We start from the raw sequence: 17,811 nt of genomic DNA on the forward strand, positions 1-17,811 counted from the left end.
GGATTATCCTCATGTACCAGGATCTTATTCGTAACGAACTGAACGAAGCGGCGGAAACGCTGGCTAACTTTCTGAAAGATGATGCCAATATTCACGCTATTCAGCGCGCGGCGGTCCTGCTGGCCGACAGTTTCAAAGCCGGGGGCAAAGTGCTCTCTTGCGGTAACGGCGGTTCCCACTGCGACGCCATGCACTTCGCAGAAGAGTTGACCGGGCGTTATCGCGAAAACCGTCCGGGTTACCCGGCGATTGCGATCTCTGATGTGAGCCATATCTCCTGCGTGAGCAACGATTTTGGTTACGACTACGTCTTCTCCCGCTATGTTGAAGCGGTCGGACGTGAAGGCGACGTGCTGCTGGGTATCTCTACCTCTGGTAACTCCGGTAACGTGATCAAAGCGATTGCTGCCGCGCGCGAAAAAGGGATGAAAGTCATCACCCTGACCGGTAAAGATGGCGGTAAAATGGCGGGTACGGCGGATATTGAAATTCGCGTTCCGCACTTCGGTTATGCTGACCGCATTCAGGAAATTCACATCAAAGTGATCCATATCCTGATCCAGCTGATCGAAAAAGAGATGGTTAAGTAAGACTTCGCTGGGGGCTGAATTGCCCCCGCTGTTGTGGAGGTGATGTATGTGCGAATTGCTCGGGATGAGCGCCAATGTGCCAACCGATATCTGCTTTAGTTTCACCGGGCTGGTTCAGCGTGGTGGAGGAACCGGGCCGCATAAAGACGGCTGGGGCATCACTTTCTACGAAGGCAAAGGGTGTCGCACGTTCAAAGATCCACAACCCAGCTTTAACTCACCGATCGCTAAACTGGTGCAGGACTATCCCATTAAATCCTGTTCGGTGATTGCCCACATCCGCCAGGCAAACCGTGGCGAAGTGGCGCTGGAAAATACCCATCCGTTTACCCGTGAACTGTGGGGCCGTAACTGGACCTATGCACACAATGGGCAACTCACGGGTTATAAATCACTGGAGACGGGCAATTTCCGCCCGGTTGGCGAAACCGACAGTGAAAAAGCCTTCTGCTGGTTACTGCACAAGCTGACGGAGCGCTATCCCCGCACGCCTGGTAACATGGCCGCCGTGTTTAAATACATCGCGACGCTGGCGTCGGAGCTACGCGAAAAAGGCGTGTTTAACATGCTGCTCTCTGACGGGCGCTATGTGATGGCGTTCTGCTCGACAAATCTGTTCTGGATCACCCGTCGTGCACCGTTTGGCGTTGCGACCTTGCTCGATCAGGATGTGGAGATTGATTTTCAGAAGGAGACCACACCGAACGATGTGGTCACTGTCATTGCAACGCAGCCGCTGACGGGCAACGAAACCTGGCAAAAGATTATGCCAGGCGAGTGGGTGCTATTTTGTCTCGGGGACCGTGTAATTTGACGCCAGCTGTGGATGGACGACTTCGTGGCTCAGCGGTTTGCTGACCACGTAACGGCCATCTACGATAGAGACCACAGGCGGCTTGTGGGTCTGCTCAAAGTAGTCGTAACCAGGTTTCAGCTGTTTCCAGAAATCCGCGTAGTAAGAGTACTTGTGGCGTGCCATGTTGGCATCGGTCATGCGGAACGGATAGATGCTGACCTGAACGTTAGGTTGCCCAAAGACCAGCGCGCCCGTCACGAACTGGAAAATCTCATCAATGCCGGAATCGGTCATCGCATAACAGCCGATAGACACGCAGGCACCGTGGATCATCAGGTATTTACCTTCATAACCGTGAGCACGGTCATAGGCATTCGGGAAGCCGATGTTAATGGCTTTATAGAAGCGGCTGTCAGGTTTGAGCTGGTTACGCTGAACGCTGTAAAACCCTTCCGGACTTTTGAAATCGCCCTGACGCTGTTTTGGCCCCAGCCCGCCGGAGTAGTTACAAATTTTGTAGCTATCAAGCAGCTGATAAGTCTCGCCCATTTTTACAAACAGATCGAGAGTGCGCTCTTCCTTGAAGATCTGAATATAAACCGGCGATCCCATTAACTGCTGTTTATATTCTTTGCTGATCGGCGTCGTTGAGCTATTACTGCTGAGCAGCCCGGCAAACGACATGCACGGAATCAGAAGCATCGCAATGAACAATGCGATTTTACGCATACTACTAGTTCCTTGATAAAACCATGACCAACTTGCCAGGACGGCAAAAGAGACCCGAAATCAGATTATTCTGTTAGGAGCGCTCACATTAGCACCGCCAGAGATTTTCGCAAGAGCCGGGCGGTGAGTTTACAAATTAGTTTTACTTTATAAACCATCACAATCGCGTTTGCGCCAGGAACTTTGCGCAATAGCTCGCAATTTGGCACCCCCGACGGCGGATTACCTGCCCGTCAGAAGGTGAAAATGGTACACTCCGCGTCCACTGGATTGTTGTTTATGGAAACCTGCTAACCACATGTTTAAAATAAAAAAAGGACTTAATTTGCCGATTGCAGGCGTGCCTGAGCAGCTCGTCTCGTCAGGCGCAAGTGTCCGTCATGTTGCCATTTTAGGTGATGATTATCTGGGAATGCGTCCTTCTATGCTGGTGCAGGAGGGCGATCGCGTGATTAAAGGGCAGGCGCTCTTTGAGGACAAAAAAAATCCCGGCGTCATGTTCACGGCACCCGCAAGCGGCACTGTTGTCGCGATCAACCGCGGCGAACGCCGCGTTCTGCAGTCGGTGGTTATCCGTATTGAAGGCGATGAGCAGTGTGAATTTGCGCATTATGACGCCGCAGACCTCGCATCGCTGAGCCGTGACGCGGTTCAGGCTCAGCTTCTGGCGTCTGGTTTATGGACCGCGCTTCGCACGCGTCCTTTTAGCAAATCACCTGTTCCGGGTACGGAACCGGCCGCTATTTTTGTTACGGCAATCGACACCAACCCGCTCAGCGCAGACCCGCAACCGGTTATTCTGTCTCAGCGAAAAGCCTTTGATGCCGGGCTGACTATTTTAACCCGCCTGACCTCAGGAAAGGTCCACGTCTGTCAGGCTGGCGGCGGTAAGCTCGGTGGGCACCCGCAGGGGCAGGTGACATTTAATGAGTTTGCAGGCCCTCATCCCGCAGGTCTGGTCGGGACGCATATTCACTTTCTTGAACCCGTGAGCCTGACGAAACAGGTCTGGCATCTGAATTATCAGGATGTTATTGCCATCGGTACGCTGTTTACCACGGGTGAACTCAGGGCTGAACGGGTAATCGCCATCGGCGGGCCGCAAGCGGCCAACCCGCGTCTGGTGAAAACGCTGCTGGGCGCTGACATTAATGAACTGCTGGTGGGTGAAATAAAAGAGGGCGAAAACCGCCTGATCTCCGGCTCGGTTCTCAGCGGACGCCATGCCGTGAATGCGCACGCTTATCTGGGACGTTTCCATTTGCAGGTCAGCATTGTGCAGGAAGGGCGCGAGAAAGAGCTGTTTGGCTGGGTTCTGCCCGGTGCGGAAAAATACTCCGTCACCCGGACCACGCTGGGCCATTTCCTGCGCCATAAACTCTTTAACTTCTCGACCAGCACACATGGCGGAGAGCGCGCGATGGTACCCATTGGCAACTACGAGCGCGTCATGCCACTGGATATTCTGCCGACCATGCTGCTGCGCGATCTGCTCGCCGGCGATACCGACAGCGCTCAGGCATTGGGTTGCCTGGAGCTGGACGAAGAAGATCTGGCGCTTTGTACCTATGTTTGTCCGGGAAAATACGAATACGGACCCGTATTGCGCGAGGTGTTAACCCGCATTGAGCAGGAAGGATAACCGATGGGCTTAAAACACCTCTTTGAAAAAATTGAGCCGCACTTTACCGAAGGGAAGCTCAAAAAGTATTACCCGCTGTATGAAGCGACGACCACCATTTTCTACACGCCAGGCCTGGTGACGAAAGGCGCGGCACACGTTCGCGATGCCATCGATCTGAAGCGAATGATGATTCTGGTGTGGTTTGCGGTCTTCCCGGCCATGTTCTGGGGCATGTACAACGTGGGGCTGCAGACCATTCCTGCACTGCATCATCTGTACGATGCTCAGCAGCTGGCGCAGGTGATCCAGTCTGACTGGCACTACCGTCTGGCGCAGTCATTGGGCGTGAGCTTTGCGTCAGACGCGGGCTGGGTCAGCATGATGACGCTGGGGGCGGTGTTCTTCCTGCCGATCTACATCACGGTATTTGTCGTGGGTGGCTTCTGGGAAGTGCTGTTTGCCATCATCCGTAAACATGAGATCAACGAAGGCTTCTTCGTTACTTCCATTCTTTTTGCCCTGATTGTTCCGCCAACATTACCGCTCTGGCAGGCTGCGCTGGGGATTAGCTTTGGTGTGGTGATTGCGAAAGAGATCTTCGGCGGTACCGGGCGTAACTTCCTCAACCCAGCGCTGGCGGGACGTGCGTTCCTGTTCTTTGCCTATCCTGCGCAAATCTCAGGCGATCTGGTATGGACAGCGGCGGATGGTTTCTCCGGTGCGACACCTCTTTCTCAGTGGGCGGCACACGGTGGCGAAACGCTGGTTAACAACGCGACAGGCCAGCCTGTTACCTGGTTTGATGCCTTTATTGGCAACATACCGGGCTCCATTGGGGAAGTCTCTACGCTGATGATTTTGCTGGGTGGTGCGATCATTCTTTTCGGTCGCGTGGCCTCCTGGCGGATTGTTGCCGGTGTGATGATCGGCATGGTGCTGACCACCACGATGTTCAATGTGATCGGTTCGACTACCAATCCGATGTTCTCCATGCCGTGGTACTGGCATCTGGTGTTGGGGGGCTTCGCATTCGGCATGATGTTTATGGCGACCGATCCCGTCTCTGCCTCGTTTACCGATAAAGGTAAATGGAGCTATGGCGTGCTCATTGGTGCGATGTGTGTCCTGATTCGTGTGGTCAACCCGGCGTATCCGGAAGGGATGATGTTGGCCATTCTGTTTGCCAACCTGTTTGCGCCACTTTTCGATTATCTGGTGGTGCGTGCCAATATTCAGCGGAGGAAGGCGCGTGGCTGAAGTTAAAAATAACGACAGCATCAGCAAAACGCTGCTGGTGGTGCTGGTGCTCTGCCTTGTCTGTTCCATTGTGGTAGCCGGTTCTGCTGTGGGGTTAAAGCCGCGACAGCAGGAGCAGCGCGCGCTGGATAAACAGCGCAATATCCTGGCTGTTGCCGGGCTGATGCAGGAAGGTATGAATGCTGACGACGTCTCTGCAGTCTTTGCTGAGCGCATTACCGCGCGTCTGGTGGATTTAAAAACCGGGCAACTGCTGGATAAAGATCCGGCGAAATACAACCAGTCGCTGGCATTAAAAGACCCGCAGATGAGCCTGACGCTGGACGCCTCACAGGATCCGGCTGGCATCAAGCGTCGCAGTAATCTTGCCGAAATCTATCTCGTGCGCGATGAACAAAAACGGGTGCAGGAAGTGGTAGTGCCTATCTACGGCAACGGTCTGTGGTCGATGATGTACGCCTTTGTGGCGCTTGATACGGATGGTCGCACTGTGAAAGGCATTACGTACTATGACCAGGGCGAAACGCCGGGGCTCGGCGGTGAAGTGGAGAACCCTAACTGGCGGGCACAGTTTGTCGGCAAGAAAGTGCTCGACGATAACGGTCTGCCTGCGCTGAAGGTAATGAAAGGGGCTGCTCGTCCCGGTGACGACTACGCCGTCGACGGGCTCTCCGGTGCCACGCTCACCTCAAAAGGTGTGCAGCACAGTTTTGATTTCTGGATGGGCGAGCTGGGCTTTGGTCCTTTCCTGAAAAACGTACGTGAAGGAGCGCTGAATAATGGCTGATACCGGTGAACTGAAAGAAGTCAAAAAGGTGCTCATTGGCCCGTTGCTCGCCAATAACCCAATCACGCTGCAGGTACTGGGTGTCTGTTCAGCTCTGGCGGTGACGACCAAGCTGGAAACAGCGGTAGTGATGACGTTGGCAGTAACGCTGGTTACCGCGTTTTCCAGCATGTTTATCTCCATGATCCGTCACCACATTCCCAACAGCGTGAGGATCATTGTGCAGATGGCGATCATCGCCTCGCTGGTGATCGTGGTCGATCAGCTATTGCGCGCCTTCGCCTATGAAACCTCCAAACAGCTGTCGGTGTTTGTCGGCCTGATTATCACCAACTGTATCGTGATGGGGCGTGCGGAAGCCTACGCTATGAAAATGCCGCCGCTGGCGAGCTTTATGGACGGTATAGGTAACGGCCTCGGCTACGGTGTGATCCTGCTGACCGTGGGGTTCCTGCGAGAGCTGATTGGCAGCGGTAAGCTGTTTGGCATCACGGTGCTGGACACGGTGCAGAACGGTGGCTGGTATCTGCCGAATGGACTGTTCCTGCTGGCCCCCAGCGCATTTTTCATTATCGGTTTGCTGATCTGGCTTATTCGTACTTTGAGACCAGAACAGCAGGAAAAGGAGTAACCGACAATGGCTCATTACCTGAGTTTATTTGTGCGTGCGGTGTTTGTTGAAAACATGGCGCTCGCGTTCTTCCTCGGCATGTGTACGTTCCTTGCCGTGTCCAAGAAGGTCTCGACGGCATTTGGCCTGGGCGTAGCTGTTACCGTGGTGCTCGGCTTATCGGTGCCGATCAACAACCTGGTATACAACTTTGTACTGCGGGACGGCGCGCTGGTGGAAGGCGTTGATCTCAGCTTCCTGAACTTCATCACCTTTATCGGTGTGATTGCGGCGCTGGTGCAAATCCTTGAGATGATCCTCGATAAGTATTTCCCGTCGCTATACAACGCGCTGGGGATCTTCCTGCCGTTGATCGCGGTGAACTGCGCCATCTTCGGCGGCGTCTCGTTTATGGTTCAGCGTGATTACAACTTCAGTGAATCCGTGGTGTACGGTTTCGGTTCTGGCATTGGCTGGATGCTGGCGATTGTCACCATGGCGGGGATCCGCGAAAAAATGAAATATGCCAACGTGCCTGCAGGCCTGCGTGGCTTAGGGATCACCTTTATCACCACCGGGCTGATGGCGCTGGGCTTTATGTCCTTCTCCGGTGTGCAGCTATAAGGGCTAACTGATGGAAATTATGCTTGGCGTGGCGATGTTCACGCTGATTGTACTGGTGTTGTCAGGGCTTATTCTGGTGGCACGTGCGAAGCTGGTGAATGCCGGCGACGTGGTGATTGATATTAACGACGAGCCGCAGAACCAGATCCGTACGCCCGCCGGAGATAAACTGTTGAATACGCTCTCCGGCAACGGGATCTTTGTCTCTTCGGCCTGTGGCGGCGGTGGCTCCTGCGGGCAGTGCCGCGTTACGGTGAAAGAGGGCGGAGGAGATATCCTGCCAACCGAACTGGCGCATATCACAAAGCGTGAGGCAAAAGAGGGCTGTCGTCTGGCCTGCCAGGTCGCCGTACGTCAGAACATGAAAATAGAGCTGCCGGAAGAGATCTTTGGCGTTAAAAAATGGGAATGTGAAGTTATCTCTAATGATAACAAAGCCACGTTTATCAAAGAGCTGAAGTTGCGGGTGCCGGAAGGGGAAGATGTTCCGTTCCGCGCCGGAGGATACATTCAGATTGAGTGCCCGGAACACGCTGTGGCGTATGCTGACTTCGACGTGCCGGATGAGTTCCGCGCCGATTGGGATAAATTCAATCTCTTCCGTTTTGTATCGGAGGTAAAAGAGCCAACGCTACGCGCCTACTCGATGGCTAACTACCCGGAAGAGAAGGGCATCATCATGCTCAATGTGCGTATCGCCACGCCGCCACCGAATGTGCCGGATGCACCGCCGGGTGTCATGTCTTCGTACATCTGGTCTCTCAAGCCTGGTGACAAAGTGACGATCTCCGGTCCGTTCGGTGAGTTCTTTGCCAAAGATACCGACGCGGAAATGGTGTTTATCGGCGGCGGTGCCGGCATGGCCCCGATGCGCTCGCACATCTTTGATCAGCTCAAACGACTGGGTAGCCAGCGTAAAATCAGCTTCTGGTACGGGGCCCGTTCGCTGCGTGAGATGTTCTACGACGATGAGTTCGAACAGCTGGCGCGTGAAAACCCGAACTTTACCTTCCACGTGGCGCTTTCCGATCCGCAGCCGGAAGATAACTGGACGGGCTATACGGGGTTCATCCACAACGTGCTGTATGAAAACTACCTCAAACAGCATCCTGCGCCGGAAGACTGCGAGTTTTATATGTGTGGCCCGCCAGTAATGAACGCCGCAGTCATTAAGATGCTGAAAGATCTTGGCGTGGAAGATGAGAACATCATGCTTGATGACTTTGGAGGCTGATGATGCTGACGTTTCTGGCAACCTTTGCGGTTTTTGTGCTTGTCATCTTCGGCATGTCGTTAGGCTGGATCGTTAAGCGGAAAAGCCTTCAGGGCAGCTGCGGCGGCATCTCTTCCATTGGGATGAAGAAGGTGTGCGACTGCCCGGAACCGTGCGATGCCCGTAAAAAACGCATGGCGCGCGAGCAGCAGCGCATCATTTAATCTGGTAGGTTGGGTAAGGCGAAACCGCCACCCGACAATTCTCACGCACACTTCTCAACCCTCATTTATTTACTGTATACTTATCCAGTAATGAGTGAGGGCTTACTATGCGCAAAATAATCCATGTTGATATGGACTGCTTTTTTGCCGCAGTGGAGATGCGTGACAACCCGGCGCTGCGGGATATTCCCATCGCCATTGGCGGCAGCCGCGTTCAGCGTGGTGTTATCAGCACCGCCAACTACCCTGCGCGTAAATTTGGCGTGCGCAGCGCCATGCCTACCGCAATGGCCCTGAAGCTTTGCCCTCATCTCACTCTTTTACCCGGTCGCTTTGACGCTTACAAAGAGGCCTCAATTCATATTCGGGAAATCTTCTCCCGCTACACCTCTCGGATAGAACCGCTGTCGCTGGACGAAGCCTATCTTGATGTGACCGAAAGCGTACACTGCCACGGCTCAGCAACCCTGATGGCACAGGAAATCCGCCAGACCATCCTCAAAGAGTTAAATCTGACCGCGTCGGCAGGAGTCGCTCCGGTGAAATTTCTGGCCAAGATCGCCTCCGATTTAAATAAGCCCAACGGTCAGTACGTCATCACGCCGGAAGAGGTGCCTGCGTTCTTAAAAACGCTGCCACTTGGCAAAATCCCTGGTGTGGGAAAAGTATCTGCTGCAAAGCTGGAAAGTATGGGATTACGGACCTGTGAAGATGTGCAGCGAAGCGATCTGGCAATGTTGCTTAAGCGTTTTGGAAAATTTGGGCGCGTACTGTGGGAACGCAGCCAGGGGATTGACGATCGTGATGTGAACAGCGAACGGCTACGGAAATCCGTTGGGGTTGAGCGAACGCTGATTGAAGACATTCATGACTGGTCTGAATGCGAAACCATCATTACGGAACAGCTCTATCCTGAGCTGGAGCGACGCTTGCTCAAGGTGAAACCGGATCTGCTCATTGCCCGTCAGGGTATCAAATTAAAATTCAACGATTTCCAGCAGACCACGCAGGAACACGTCTGGCCGCGTCTGAATAAAGAGGATCTCATTGCGACGGCGAAAAAGGCATGGGAAGAACGAAGAGGAGGGCGAGGGGTGAGGCTGGTGGGATTGCACGTCACGCTACTGGATCCGCAGTTAGAGCGACAGCTGGTATTAGGATTATAAAAAAGCCCGGTGCGCTACGCTTACCGGGCCTACGTTGTTCACCCTCTCCCTTTGGGAGAGGGCTGGGGTGAGGGAATTACTTAACAGGAATCGCTTTCAGCAGCTCAGTCAGCAGCGTCCAGTAATGACCCACGCTTTCGATATGAACCTGCTCATCCGGAGAGTGTGGCCCGGTAATAGTTGGCCCGATAGAGACCATGTCCATATTCGGATACGGTTTCTTGAACAGACCACATTCCAGACCCGCGTGGATCACCTGAATGTTCGGCGTGCTGTTGAACAGACGCTGATAGGTTTCACGGACCAGAGCCATCACCGGAGAACTTGCATCCGGCTGCCAGCCAGGGTAACTGCCTTTAGCAGATGTTTTCGCACCGGCCAGCGTGCCCAGAGATTCCAGCATGCTCACCACGTACTCTTTGCCTGTGTCGATAAGTGAACGGATCAGGCAGATGATCTCTGCGCTGTCGTCACTCATGGTCACCACGCCCACGTTCAGAGAGGTTTCAACCACGCCTTTGGCCACGTCAGAGTTGCGGATCACGCCGTTTGGCGTCGCGTTCAGCAACTGAACGAAGGTGTCGCGGGACTGCGCGGTCAGCGCGGCTTTATCCGTGGAGACGGGTTCCAGCACCACGGTCAGATTTTTCTCTTTCGCCGACAGTTCGTTTTTCAGGATATCCAGATACACGCTGGAGAGTTTTTTCAACTCGTCCGCTTTTGCCGCTGGTACGGCCACGGTGGTGAATGCTTCACGTGGGATCGCGTTACGCAGGGTACCGCCGTTGAAGTCTACCAGACGCAGATCCAGCTCAGCCGCATGGCCAGCCAGGAAGCGTGCCAGCAGTTTGTTGGCGTTGCCGAGACCCAGATGAATATCACCGCCGGAGTGACCGCCTTTCAGCCCTTTCAGCGTCAGCTTGAAGGTCTGGAAGCCAGCAGGAATCGCTTCGCGTGACAGCGGCAGGGTAGAGATGAAATCAATCCCGCCCGCGCAGCCCATGTAGATCTCGCCTTCTTCTTCTGAGTCGGTATTGATCAGAATATCTGCCTGCAGCCAGTTCGCCTGCAGACCGAATGCACCGTCCATACCCGCTTCTTCGGTCATGGTCAGCAGCACTTCCAGCGGACCATGTTCAACGCTGTCGTCCGCCAGCACGGCCAGCGCAGAGGCCATACCAATGCCGTTATCCGCGCCCAGCGTGGTGCCGCGTGCTTTCACCCAGTCGCCGTCGATGTACGGTTGAATCGGGTCTTTGGTGAAGTCGTGAACGGTGTCGTTGTTCTTCTGTGGCACCATGTCCAGGTGCGCCTGCAGTACAACCGGTTTGCGGTTTTCCATGCCAGCAGTTGCTGGTTTGCGGATCAGAATGTTACCAACCTGGTCACGTTCAGCATGCAGGCCTTTTTCCTTCGCCCAACCCATAATGTGTTCGGCAAGCTGTTCTTCATGGTAGGAAGGGTGTGGAATGGAACAGATTTTGGCAAAAATATCCCACAGTGGCTGCGGAGATAATTGAGACAGTTCAGACACGATAAGTCTCCTTGTCGATGCACTGCAAACAGGGTTGCAGGTCACAGGGTTAGCAGGTTAATAGTTACCACAAGTCAGACTTGCGAGATGAAACCGAGAATACCACTTTCTCCGCTGGCTGGTAGCATAAAGCATGTAAAAACTCGGGCTCAGGGCGCTAAACACTGGTTTTTAGTGCGTCAGATCTCTATAATCTCGCGCAACCTATTTCCCCCTCGAACACTTTTTAAGCCGTATAAAAACAGGCTGGGACACTTCACATGAGCGAAAAATACGTCGTCACCTCGACATGTTGCAGATTCACGCCCGCAAACTGGCTGCGCGTCTGATGCCTTCCGAACAGTGGAAAGGCATTATTGCCGTTAGCCGCGGCGGTCTGGTACCGGGGGCGCTGCTGGCTCGTGAGCTGGGTATTCGTCATGTCGATACCGTCTGCATCTCCAGCTATGACCATGACAACCAGCGTGAGCTGAAAGTGCTGAAACGCGCGGAAGGTGACGGTGAAGGTTTCATCGTTATTGATGACCTGTGGATACCGGTGGTACCGCTGTGGCCATTCGAGAAATGTATCCAAAAGCCCACTTCGTCACTATTTTCGCCAAGCCTGCAGGCCGCCCTCTGGTTGACGATTATGTGATTGATATTCCACAGGACACCCGGATTGAACAGCCGTGGGATATGGGCGTGGTCTTTGTACCACCTATCTCTGGTCGTTAATTCCGAACCGTCATTATTTTAACGCCCGGTGATACCGGGCGTTGTTTTTTTTAGTCTGGCGCGCGTTACAATAGTCTCTATATGACGATTCATGGAGGCAACGTAATGACGCAGGCGAATCTCACCGAGACTCTCTTCAAACCCCGTTTCAAACACCCCGAAACGTCGACGCTGGTGCGCCGCTTTAATCCGGGGACCATGCCTGCCATCCAGTCTGCATTAGACGGTAAAAACGTGCCCCACTGGTATCGCATGATTAACCGCCTGATGTGGATCTGGCGGGGTATAGACCCCCGTGAAATTCTCGACGTGCAGGCTCGGATCGTCATGAGTGACGCCGAGCGCACCGACAGCGAACTCTACGATACCGTCGTGGGATACCGCGGTGGTAACTGGATCTACGAGTGGTCTAAACAGGCGATGCTCTGGCAGCAAAAAGCCAGCCAGGAAGAGGACGCCACGATCAGCGGCAAGCACTGGCTGCATGCTGCAAACCTCTATGGCATTGCCGCGTATCCGCATTTAAAAGGGGATGAACTGGCTGAGCAGGCTCAGGCGCTGGCGAATCGTGCCTATGAAGAGGCTGCTCAACGCTTGCCGGGGCGGATGCGCGAACTGGAGTTTACCATTCCTGGCGGGGCGTCCGTTACCGGATTCCTGCATATGCCTGAAGGGGAAGGTCCGTTCCCAACCGTCCTCATGTGTGGCGGGCTGGATTCACTACAGATTGACTATTACAGCCTTTATGAGCGTTACTTCGCACCAAAAGGGATCGCGATGCTAACGCTTGATATGCCGTCAATTGGCTTCTCATCCAAGTGGAAACTGACTCAGGATTCCAGTTTACTGCACCAGCATGCGCTAAAAGCGCTGGAGAATATTCCCTGGGTAGATCACACCCGTGTTGCCGCATTTGGTTTCCGTTTCGGGGCGAACGTCGCGGTGCGTCTGGCTTACATTGAATCATCCCGCCTGAAAGCCGTCGCCTGTCTTGGCCCGGTCGTTCACGCGTTGCTAAGCGATCCCGCACGTCAGGGTAGTGTACCCGAAATGTATCTGGATGTGCTGGCCAGCCGTCTTGGCATGCATGATGCATCAGACGAAGCGCTACGCGTTGAACTCAATCGTTACTCGTTAAAAACGCAAGGTCTGCTGGGACGTCGGTGTCCAACACCGATGCTATCAGGTTTCTGGAAAAACGATCCGTTTAGTCCGGAAGAAGAGTCCCGCTTAATCACTTCGTCATCTGCGGATGGTAAATTGCTTGAGGTGCCGTTCAGCCCGGTTTATCAGAATTTTGACAAAGCCTTGAAAGAGATCACGCGCTGGATCGCTCAGAGATTGTGTTAATAGATTGCTAAATTTTGCTGGTTTGGTAAAACAGTGGCTTCACAAAAGGAGATCGCAATGACGTTACCGAGTGGACACCCGAAAAGTAGACTGATTAAGAAATTTATGGCTCTTGGCCCGTATATTCGAGAAGAGCAGTGTGAAGAGAATCGCTTTTTTTTCGACTGTCTGGCTGTATGCGTCAACGTGAAGCCTGCACCCGAAAAACGTGAATTCTGGGGCTGGTGGATGGAAATGGAAGCAGAGGAAAAACGCTTTACATATAGCTACCAGTTTGGCCTGTTTAATAAAGACGGCAAATGGCAGGCTACCTCCATTAAAGATCAGGAAGTCATTGACCGCCTGGAATATACCCTGAAAGAGTTCCAGGACAAGGCAAACGCACTGCTGGCTACTTTGGATCTCAAGTTCGAGCCAGCGGATGACTTCTCCAGCGAAGCGGTGAAGCTGACTGCCTGATGGTTTTCTCCCTCTTCCTGTGTGAGAGGGCATCAGACTGCATTAATCTCGACCAAAAAAAACCGGCATCAAGCCGGTTTTTTTATTTCTCATAATCAGAACTGGTAAGTCATCCCCAGGGCAACGATGTCATCGCTGCTCACGCCCAGTTTATTTTTGTCATCAATCTGGTTGATTTTATAATCAACAAACGCAGACATATTTTTGTTGAAGTAATAGGTTGCGCCAACATCAATGTATTTCACCAGATCTTCGTCACCAATACCCTCGATATCTTTGCCCTTAGACTGGACATAACCCAGGGACGGACGCAGACCAAAGTCGAACTGATATTGTGCGACAACTTCAAAGTTCTGAGCTTTATTCGCAAAACCACCAGAAATTGGCGTCATATTGCGAGTTTCTGAATACATTGCTGCCAGATAAATATCGTTAGCATCATATTTCAGACCGGTTGCCCACGCTTCTGCTTTGTCGCCCTGGCCGCGAGTCAGCAGGTTCTGAGCATTGGTACGGTCAGAGTTGGTGTAGGCGCCGCTGATGGCGAAATCGCTGCCACCGAAGTCATACGTCAGAGAAGTACCAAAGCCGTCACCGTTCTGCTTCTTGGCGTCACGGTTTTCGTTTTTACCCTGGTATTGCAGCGTCATATCCAGACCGTCAATCGCACCGAAGAAGTCGGTGTTACGGTACGTGGCAAGGCCGGTGGCACGCTTGGTCATGAAGTTGTCGGTCTGCGCGGAAGAGTCACCGCCGAACTCAGGGAACATATCGGTCCATGCTTCGACGTCGTACAGTGCACCCAGGTTACGACCATAATCCAGGGAACCGAAGTTTTTCAGTTTCAGACCGGCGAAGGCCAGACGTGTTTTCTGTGAGGAATCACTTTCTGCTTTGTTACCCGCAAATTCAGATTCCCAGCGGCCATAGCCTGTCAGCTGATCGTTGATCTGCGTTTCGCCTTTAAAACCGAAACGCACGTAAGTCTGGTCACCATCTTTGGTGGCATCATCACTGATGTAGTGCATGGCTTTAACTTTGCCGTACACGTCCAGTTTATTACCATCTTTATTATAAACTTCAGCTGCGTGAACAGATGCAGAAGCCACGACGCCCATAACCACTAATGCCAGAGTGCTCTTTTTCATTTTCGATCCTGTCTTATAAACGCGCTAAAAAATTCGCTGGACGATAAGCTCATGCTTAAGTCCCGTGAAAAAACAGGAAGGGTTTTATCGTTCTGGAGTGAAACTTTTATGACAAACTAAGAATAATTTTAAAAAACTGTGATTTATTATTTCAGTAATAAAATTGTCAAACTTTGCCGCTACGCTTCCTGATCCCGAGCAATAAAGTGTTTCGTGATGTGCTATGGCAGTTGGCAACGGGGCTGACTCCTGTTAAAACGTTCGTTTGACATTACTTTCCCTTATCGTTGAACGGCAGAGAATCATGAGTGACAGCCAGACGCTGGTGGTAAAACTCGGTACCAGTGTTTTAACAGGCGGATCGCGCCGCCTAAATCGCGCCCACATTGTTGAGCTTGTACGTCAGTGCGCTCAGTTACATGCCGCAGGGCATCGTATTGTGATTGTAACCTCCGGGGCGATTGCCGCCGGGCGTGAACACCTTGGCTACCCCGAACTCCCCGCGACGATCGCCTCCAAACAGCTGCTGGCCGCCGTGGGACAAAGCCGACTGATTCAACTCTGGGAACAGCTGTTCTCTATCTACGGTATCCACGTCGGGCAGATGCTGCTGACGCGTGCGGATATGGAAGATAGAGAGCGTTTCCTGAACGCCCGCGATACCCTGCGCGCGTTGCTGGACAATAATATTGTTCCCGTCATTAACGAAAACGATGCCGTTGCCACCGCTGAAATCAAAGTGGGTGATAACGACAACCTCTCAGCGCTGGCCGCGATTCTGGCCGGTGCCGATAAATTACTGCTCCTGACCGATCAGCAGGGTCTGTTTACTGCCGACCCGCGCTCTAACCCTGAAGCCGAACTGATTACCGATGTACACGGCATTGACGATGCGCTTCGCGCCATCGCGGGCGACAGCGTGTCTGGCCTGGGAACCGGCGGCATGGGTACCAAGCTGCAGGCCGCTGATGTAGCGTGCCGCGCCGGTATCGACACCATTATTGCGGCGGGCAGCCGTCCTGGCGTCATTGGCGACGTGATGGAAGGCCTCTCCGTCGGCACCCGTTTCCACGCGCAGGAATCCCCGCTGGAAAACCGTAAACGCTGGATATTTGGTGCGCCTCCTGCTGGCGAACTCGTCGTTGATGAAGGGGCGACTGCCGCGATTCTGGAACGAGGGAGTTCATTACTTCCTAAAGGAATTAAAAGCGTGACAGGCAACTTCTCCCGTGGTGAAGTGATCCGCATCCGTAACCTCGAAGGTCGCGATATTGCCCACGGCGTAAGCCGCTATAACAGCGATGCCTTACGCCGCATTGCGGGTCACCACTCGCAGCAGATCGACGCCATCCTCGGCTATGAATATGGCCCGGTTGCCGTGCATCGTGATGACATGATTATTCGTTAAGGAGCCAGAACATGCTGGAACAAATGGGCGCAGCTGCGAAAGCCGCCTCTTACAAACTGGCGCTCCTTTCCAGCCGCGAGAAAAATCGCGTGCTGGAAAAAATCGCTGATTATCTGGAATCGCAATCCGCTGAGATATTGCGAGCTAATGAACAGGATCTGGCTGAGGCACGTGTAAACGGTCTGAGCGAGGCCATGCTTGACCGCCTGGCGCTGACGCCGGCGCGTCTGAAAGGTATCGCTGATGATGTCCGTCAGGTTTGCAATCTCGCCGACCCGGTTGGGCAGGTGATTGACGGTGGCCTGCTCGACAGCGGTTTACGTCTTGAGCGTCGCCGTGTGCCGCTTGGCGTAATCGGCGTGATTTATGAAGCTCGCCCAAACGTCACCGTTGATGTCGCCTCCCTGTGTTTGAAAACCGGCAACGCCGCCATTCTGCGCGGCGGAAAGGAGACCTGGCGTACCAATGCGGCGACGGTAAAGGTTATTCAGCAGGCGCTGGAAGAGTGTGGTTTACCGGCGGGTGCCGTCCAGGCTATCGAGAGCCCGGACCGCGCGCTGGTGAACGAAATGCTGCGCATGGATAAATACATCGACATGCTGATCCCACGTGGGGGGGCGGGGCTGCACAAGCTCTGCCGAGAGCAGTCGACCATTCCGGTGATTACCGGCGGTATTGGCGTGTGCCATATCGTCGTTGACGACAGTGCTGAGATTGAGCCGGCGCTGAAGATTATCGTCAATGCGAAAACCCAGCGTCCAAGCACCTGTAACACCGTGGAAACGCTGCTGGTGCATCAGGGCATTGCGAGCACTTTCCTGCCAGCACTAAGCAAACAGATGGCGCAAAGCGGCGTGACGCTGCACGCTGATGCCAGTGCTCTGGCGCTGTTGAAGGATGGCCCGGCGACTGCGGTTCCAGTAAAAGCGGAGCGGTATGACGATGAATTCCTGTCTCTGGATCTGAATGTGAAGATTGTTGCCGATCTCGACGACGCGATTGCGCACATTCGTGAACACGGTACGCAGCACTCTGACGCGATCCTGACACGCACCCTGCGCAATGCCGATCGCTTCGTGAACGAAGTGGATTCCTCTGCGGTATATGTTAATGCCTCGACGCGCTTCACCGATGGCGGTCAGTTCGGGCTGGGCGCCGAAGTGGCTGTCAGCACGCAGAAATTGCACGCGCGCGGCCCGATGGGCCTTGAAGCACTGACCACTTACAAGTGGATCGGCTTTGGTGACGATACGATTCGTGCGTAAATAATCACGGGTGATGCAAAAATAGCCGTTTGATTCAAAAGGGCATTGACGCATCACCCGGATAGATCTAACCTTTTGCCCCGTGGTTACACTCGTAACCGGCCTCTCAGGGCCGATATAGCTCAGTTGGTAGAGCAGCGCATTCGTAATGCGAAGGTCGTAGGTTCGACTCCTATTATCGGCACCATCTCAACTCCCCTAAACGTCCTTATTCATCCATAACTAACCTGATTTATAACGATTTTATCGATTTTTAGTCCGTTGTTGTCCGTGACCATCCAGCAGAATCCGATACAGAATATGTATAGGA

General features: G+C 53.5%; 17 protein-coding genes, 1 tRNA gene and 1 pseudogene. 16 read left to right on the forward strand and 3 right to left on the reverse strand.

The window, feature by feature from the left end; translation table 11 throughout:
* The first annotated feature begins 11 nt into the window (after positions 1-11).
* Both lpcA and ACJ9Y9_RS04790 read left to right on the forward strand, forming a co-directional pair.
* Positions 12-590, forward strand: a complete 579-nt coding sequence (gene lpcA, locus ACJ9Y9_RS04785) for a D-sedoheptulose 7-phosphate isomerase (RefSeq protein ID WP_028017728.1) — start codon at positions 12-14, stop codon at positions 588-590.
* Positions 591-636: 46 nt separating this feature from the next.
* Complete coding sequence (locus tag ACJ9Y9_RS04790; protein ID WP_028017727.1) at positions 637-1,404, forward strand: class II glutamine amidotransferase; 768 nt, start codon at positions 637-639, stop codon at positions 1,402-1,404.
* Here the strand turns inward: ACJ9Y9_RS04790 and dpaA are convergent.
* Positions 1,375-2,115, reverse strand: coding sequence for a peptidoglycan meso-diaminopimelic acid protein amidase (gene dpaA, locus ACJ9Y9_RS04795; RefSeq protein ID WP_028017726.1), 741 nt, complete (start codon positions 2,113-2,115; stop codon positions 1,375-1,377). The genes ACJ9Y9_RS04790 and dpaA overlap by 30 nt on opposite strands.
* A gap of 298 nt (positions 2,116-2,413) precedes the next feature.
* On the opposite strand from dpaA, the gene ACJ9Y9_RS04800 reads away from it, so the two are divergent.
* The 8 genes from ACJ9Y9_RS04800 to dinB all read left to right on the forward strand — a co-directional run bounded on the left by ACJ9Y9_RS04800 (position 2,414) and on the right by dinB (position 9,620).
* The gene (locus ACJ9Y9_RS04800) at positions 2,414-3,757 is read left to right on the forward strand and encodes a Na(+)-translocating NADH-quinone reductase subunit A (RefSeq protein WP_028017725.1); all 1,344 of its coding nucleotides are present in this window, start codon (positions 2,414-2,416) and stop codon (positions 3,755-3,757) included.
* 3 nt (positions 3,758-3,760) lie between these two features.
* Positions 3,761-4,996, forward strand: a complete 1,236-nt coding sequence (locus ACJ9Y9_RS04805) for an NADH:ubiquinone reductase (Na(+)-transporting) subunit B (protein ID WP_028017724.1) — start codon at positions 3,761-3,763, stop codon at positions 4,994-4,996.
* Positions 4,989-5,783: a Na(+)-translocating NADH-quinone reductase subunit C gene (locus ACJ9Y9_RS04810; protein WP_028017723.1), complete on the forward strand. Its 795-nt coding sequence runs from the start codon at positions 4,989-4,991 to the stop codon at positions 5,781-5,783. The genes ACJ9Y9_RS04805 and ACJ9Y9_RS04810 overlap by 8 nt, the downstream gene beginning before the upstream one ends.
* Positions 5,776-6,414, forward strand: a complete 639-nt coding sequence (locus ACJ9Y9_RS04815; RefSeq protein WP_008500256.1) for an NADH:ubiquinone reductase (Na(+)-transporting) subunit D — start codon at positions 5,776-5,778, stop codon at positions 6,412-6,414. Before ACJ9Y9_RS04810 ends, ACJ9Y9_RS04815 begins: the two co-directional genes overlap by 8 nt.
* A gap of 6 nt (positions 6,415-6,420) precedes the next feature.
* Positions 6,421-7,017, forward strand: a complete 597-nt coding sequence (nqrE, locus tag ACJ9Y9_RS04820; protein ID WP_023334613.1) for an NADH:ubiquinone reductase (Na(+)-transporting) subunit E — start codon at positions 6,421-6,423, stop codon at positions 7,015-7,017.
* Positions 7,018-7,027: 10 nt separating this feature from the next.
* Entirely contained in the window at positions 7,028-8,251 is a 1,224-nt protein-coding gene (gene nqrF, locus ACJ9Y9_RS04825; RefSeq protein ID WP_028017722.1) for an NADH:ubiquinone reductase (Na(+)-transporting) subunit F, read from the forward strand.
* Complete coding sequence (nqrM, locus tag ACJ9Y9_RS04830; protein WP_028017721.1) at positions 8,251-8,454, forward strand: (Na+)-NQR maturation NqrM; 204 nt, start codon at positions 8,251-8,253, stop codon at positions 8,452-8,454. Before nqrF ends, nqrM begins: the two co-directional genes overlap by 1 nt.
* A 107-nt stretch (positions 8,455-8,561) precedes the next feature.
* Entirely contained in the window at positions 8,562-9,620 is a 1,059-nt protein-coding gene (dinB, locus tag ACJ9Y9_RS04835; RefSeq protein ID WP_028017720.1) for a DNA polymerase IV, read from the forward strand.
* 76 nt (positions 9,621-9,696) lie between these two features.
* On the opposite strand, the gene pepD is transcribed toward dinB, so the two are convergent.
* On the reverse strand, positions 9,697-11,154 hold the full coding sequence (pepD, locus tag ACJ9Y9_RS04840; RefSeq protein WP_028017719.1) for a cytosol nonspecific dipeptidase: 1,458 nt from the start codon (positions 11,152-11,154) through the stop codon (positions 9,697-9,699).
* Positions 11,155-11,414: 260 nt separating this feature from the next.
* On the opposite strand from pepD, the pseudogene gpt reads away from it, so the two are divergent.
* From gpt to crl, 3 genes and pseudogenes are all read left to right on the forward strand, one after another.
* Positions 11,415-11,871: pseudogene (gene gpt / locus ACJ9Y9_RS04845) on the forward strand (xanthine phosphoribosyltransferase).
* 105 nt (positions 11,872-11,976) lie between these two features.
* Positions 11,977-13,221: an esterase FrsA gene (gene frsA, locus ACJ9Y9_RS04850; RefSeq protein ID WP_028017718.1), complete on the forward strand. Its 1,245-nt coding sequence runs from the start codon at positions 11,977-11,979 to the stop codon at positions 13,219-13,221.
* A gap of 57 nt (positions 13,222-13,278) precedes the next feature.
* Complete coding sequence (gene crl, locus ACJ9Y9_RS04855) at positions 13,279-13,680, forward strand: sigma factor-binding protein Crl (RefSeq protein WP_028017717.1); 402 nt, start codon at positions 13,279-13,281, stop codon at positions 13,678-13,680.
* Positions 13,681-13,775: 95 nt separating this feature from the next.
* Here the strand turns inward: crl and phoE are convergent, their stop codons facing one another.
* Positions 13,776-14,828 (reverse strand): phosphoporin PhoE, encoded by a 1,053-nt coding sequence (phoE, locus tag ACJ9Y9_RS04860; protein ID WP_028017716.1) that lies wholly within the window; start codon positions 14,826-14,828, stop codon positions 13,776-13,778.
* 304 nt (positions 14,829-15,132) lie between these two features.
* On the opposite strand from phoE, the gene proB reads away from it, so the two are divergent.
* From proB to ACJ9Y9_RS04875, 3 genes are all read left to right on the forward strand, one after another.
* Positions 15,133-16,236 (forward strand): glutamate 5-kinase, encoded by a 1,104-nt coding sequence (gene proB, locus ACJ9Y9_RS04865; protein WP_028017715.1) that lies wholly within the window; start codon positions 15,133-15,135, stop codon positions 16,234-16,236.
* 11 nt (positions 16,237-16,247) lie between these two features.
* Entirely contained in the window at positions 16,248-17,501 is a 1,254-nt protein-coding gene (gene proA, locus ACJ9Y9_RS04870; RefSeq protein WP_028017714.1) for a glutamate-5-semialdehyde dehydrogenase, read from the forward strand.
* 111 nt (positions 17,502-17,612) lie between these two features.
* A tRNA-Thr gene (locus ACJ9Y9_RS04875) sits at positions 17,613-17,688 on the forward strand.
* The last annotated feature ends 123 nt before the right edge of the window (positions 17,689-17,811 follow it).

Origin of the sequence: Enterobacter sp. CPE_E1241 (assembly GCF_045618265.1) — a bacterium.
Lineage (GTDB): Bacteria > Pseudomonadota > Gammaproteobacteria > Enterobacterales > Enterobacteriaceae > Enterobacter > Enterobacter adelaidei.

Bases quoted from the DNA above. Each gene is read 5' to 3' on its own strand.
- lpcA (WP_028017728.1), top strand. From the start codon at position 12: ATGTACCAGGATCTTATTCGTAACGAACTGAACGAAGCGGCGGAAACG.
- ACJ9Y9_RS04790 (WP_028017727.1), top strand. From the start codon at position 637: ATGTGCGAATTGCTCGGGATGAGCGCCAATGTGCCAACCGATATCTGC.
- dpaA (WP_028017726.1), bottom strand. From the start codon at position 2,115: ATGCGTAAAATCGCATTGTTCATTGCGATGCTTCTGATTCCGTGCATG.
- ACJ9Y9_RS04800 (WP_028017725.1), top strand. From the start codon at position 2,414: ATGTTTAAAATAAAAAAAGGACTTAATTTGCCGATTGCAGGCGTGCCT.
- ACJ9Y9_RS04805 (WP_028017724.1), top strand. From the start codon at position 3,761: ATGGGCTTAAAACACCTCTTTGAAAAAATTGAGCCGCACTTTACCGAA.
- ACJ9Y9_RS04815 (WP_008500256.1), top strand. From the start codon at position 5,776: ATGGCTGATACCGGTGAACTGAAAGAAGTCAAAAAGGTGCTCATTGGC.
- nqrE (WP_023334613.1), top strand. From the start codon at position 6,421: ATGGCTCATTACCTGAGTTTATTTGTGCGTGCGGTGTTTGTTGAAAAC.
- nqrF (WP_028017722.1), top strand. From the start codon at position 7,028: ATGGAAATTATGCTTGGCGTGGCGATGTTCACGCTGATTGTACTGGTG.
- nqrM (WP_028017721.1), top strand. From the start codon at position 8,251: ATGATGCTGACGTTTCTGGCAACCTTTGCGGTTTTTGTGCTTGTCATC.
- dinB (WP_028017720.1), top strand. From the start codon at position 8,562: ATGCGCAAAATAATCCATGTTGATATGGACTGCTTTTTTGCCGCAGTG.
- frsA (WP_028017718.1), top strand. From the start codon at position 11,977: ATGACGCAGGCGAATCTCACCGAGACTCTCTTCAAACCCCGTTTCAAA.
- crl (WP_028017717.1), top strand. From the start codon at position 13,279: ATGACGTTACCGAGTGGACACCCGAAAAGTAGACTGATTAAGAAATTT.
- phoE (WP_028017716.1), bottom strand. From the start codon at position 14,828: ATGAAAAAGAGCACTCTGGCATTAGTGGTTATGGGCGTCGTGGCTTCT.
- proB (WP_028017715.1), top strand. From the start codon at position 15,133: ATGAGTGACAGCCAGACGCTGGTGGTAAAACTCGGTACCAGTGTTTTA.
- proA (WP_028017714.1), top strand. From the start codon at position 16,248: ATGCTGGAACAAATGGGCGCAGCTGCGAAAGCCGCCTCTTACAAACTG.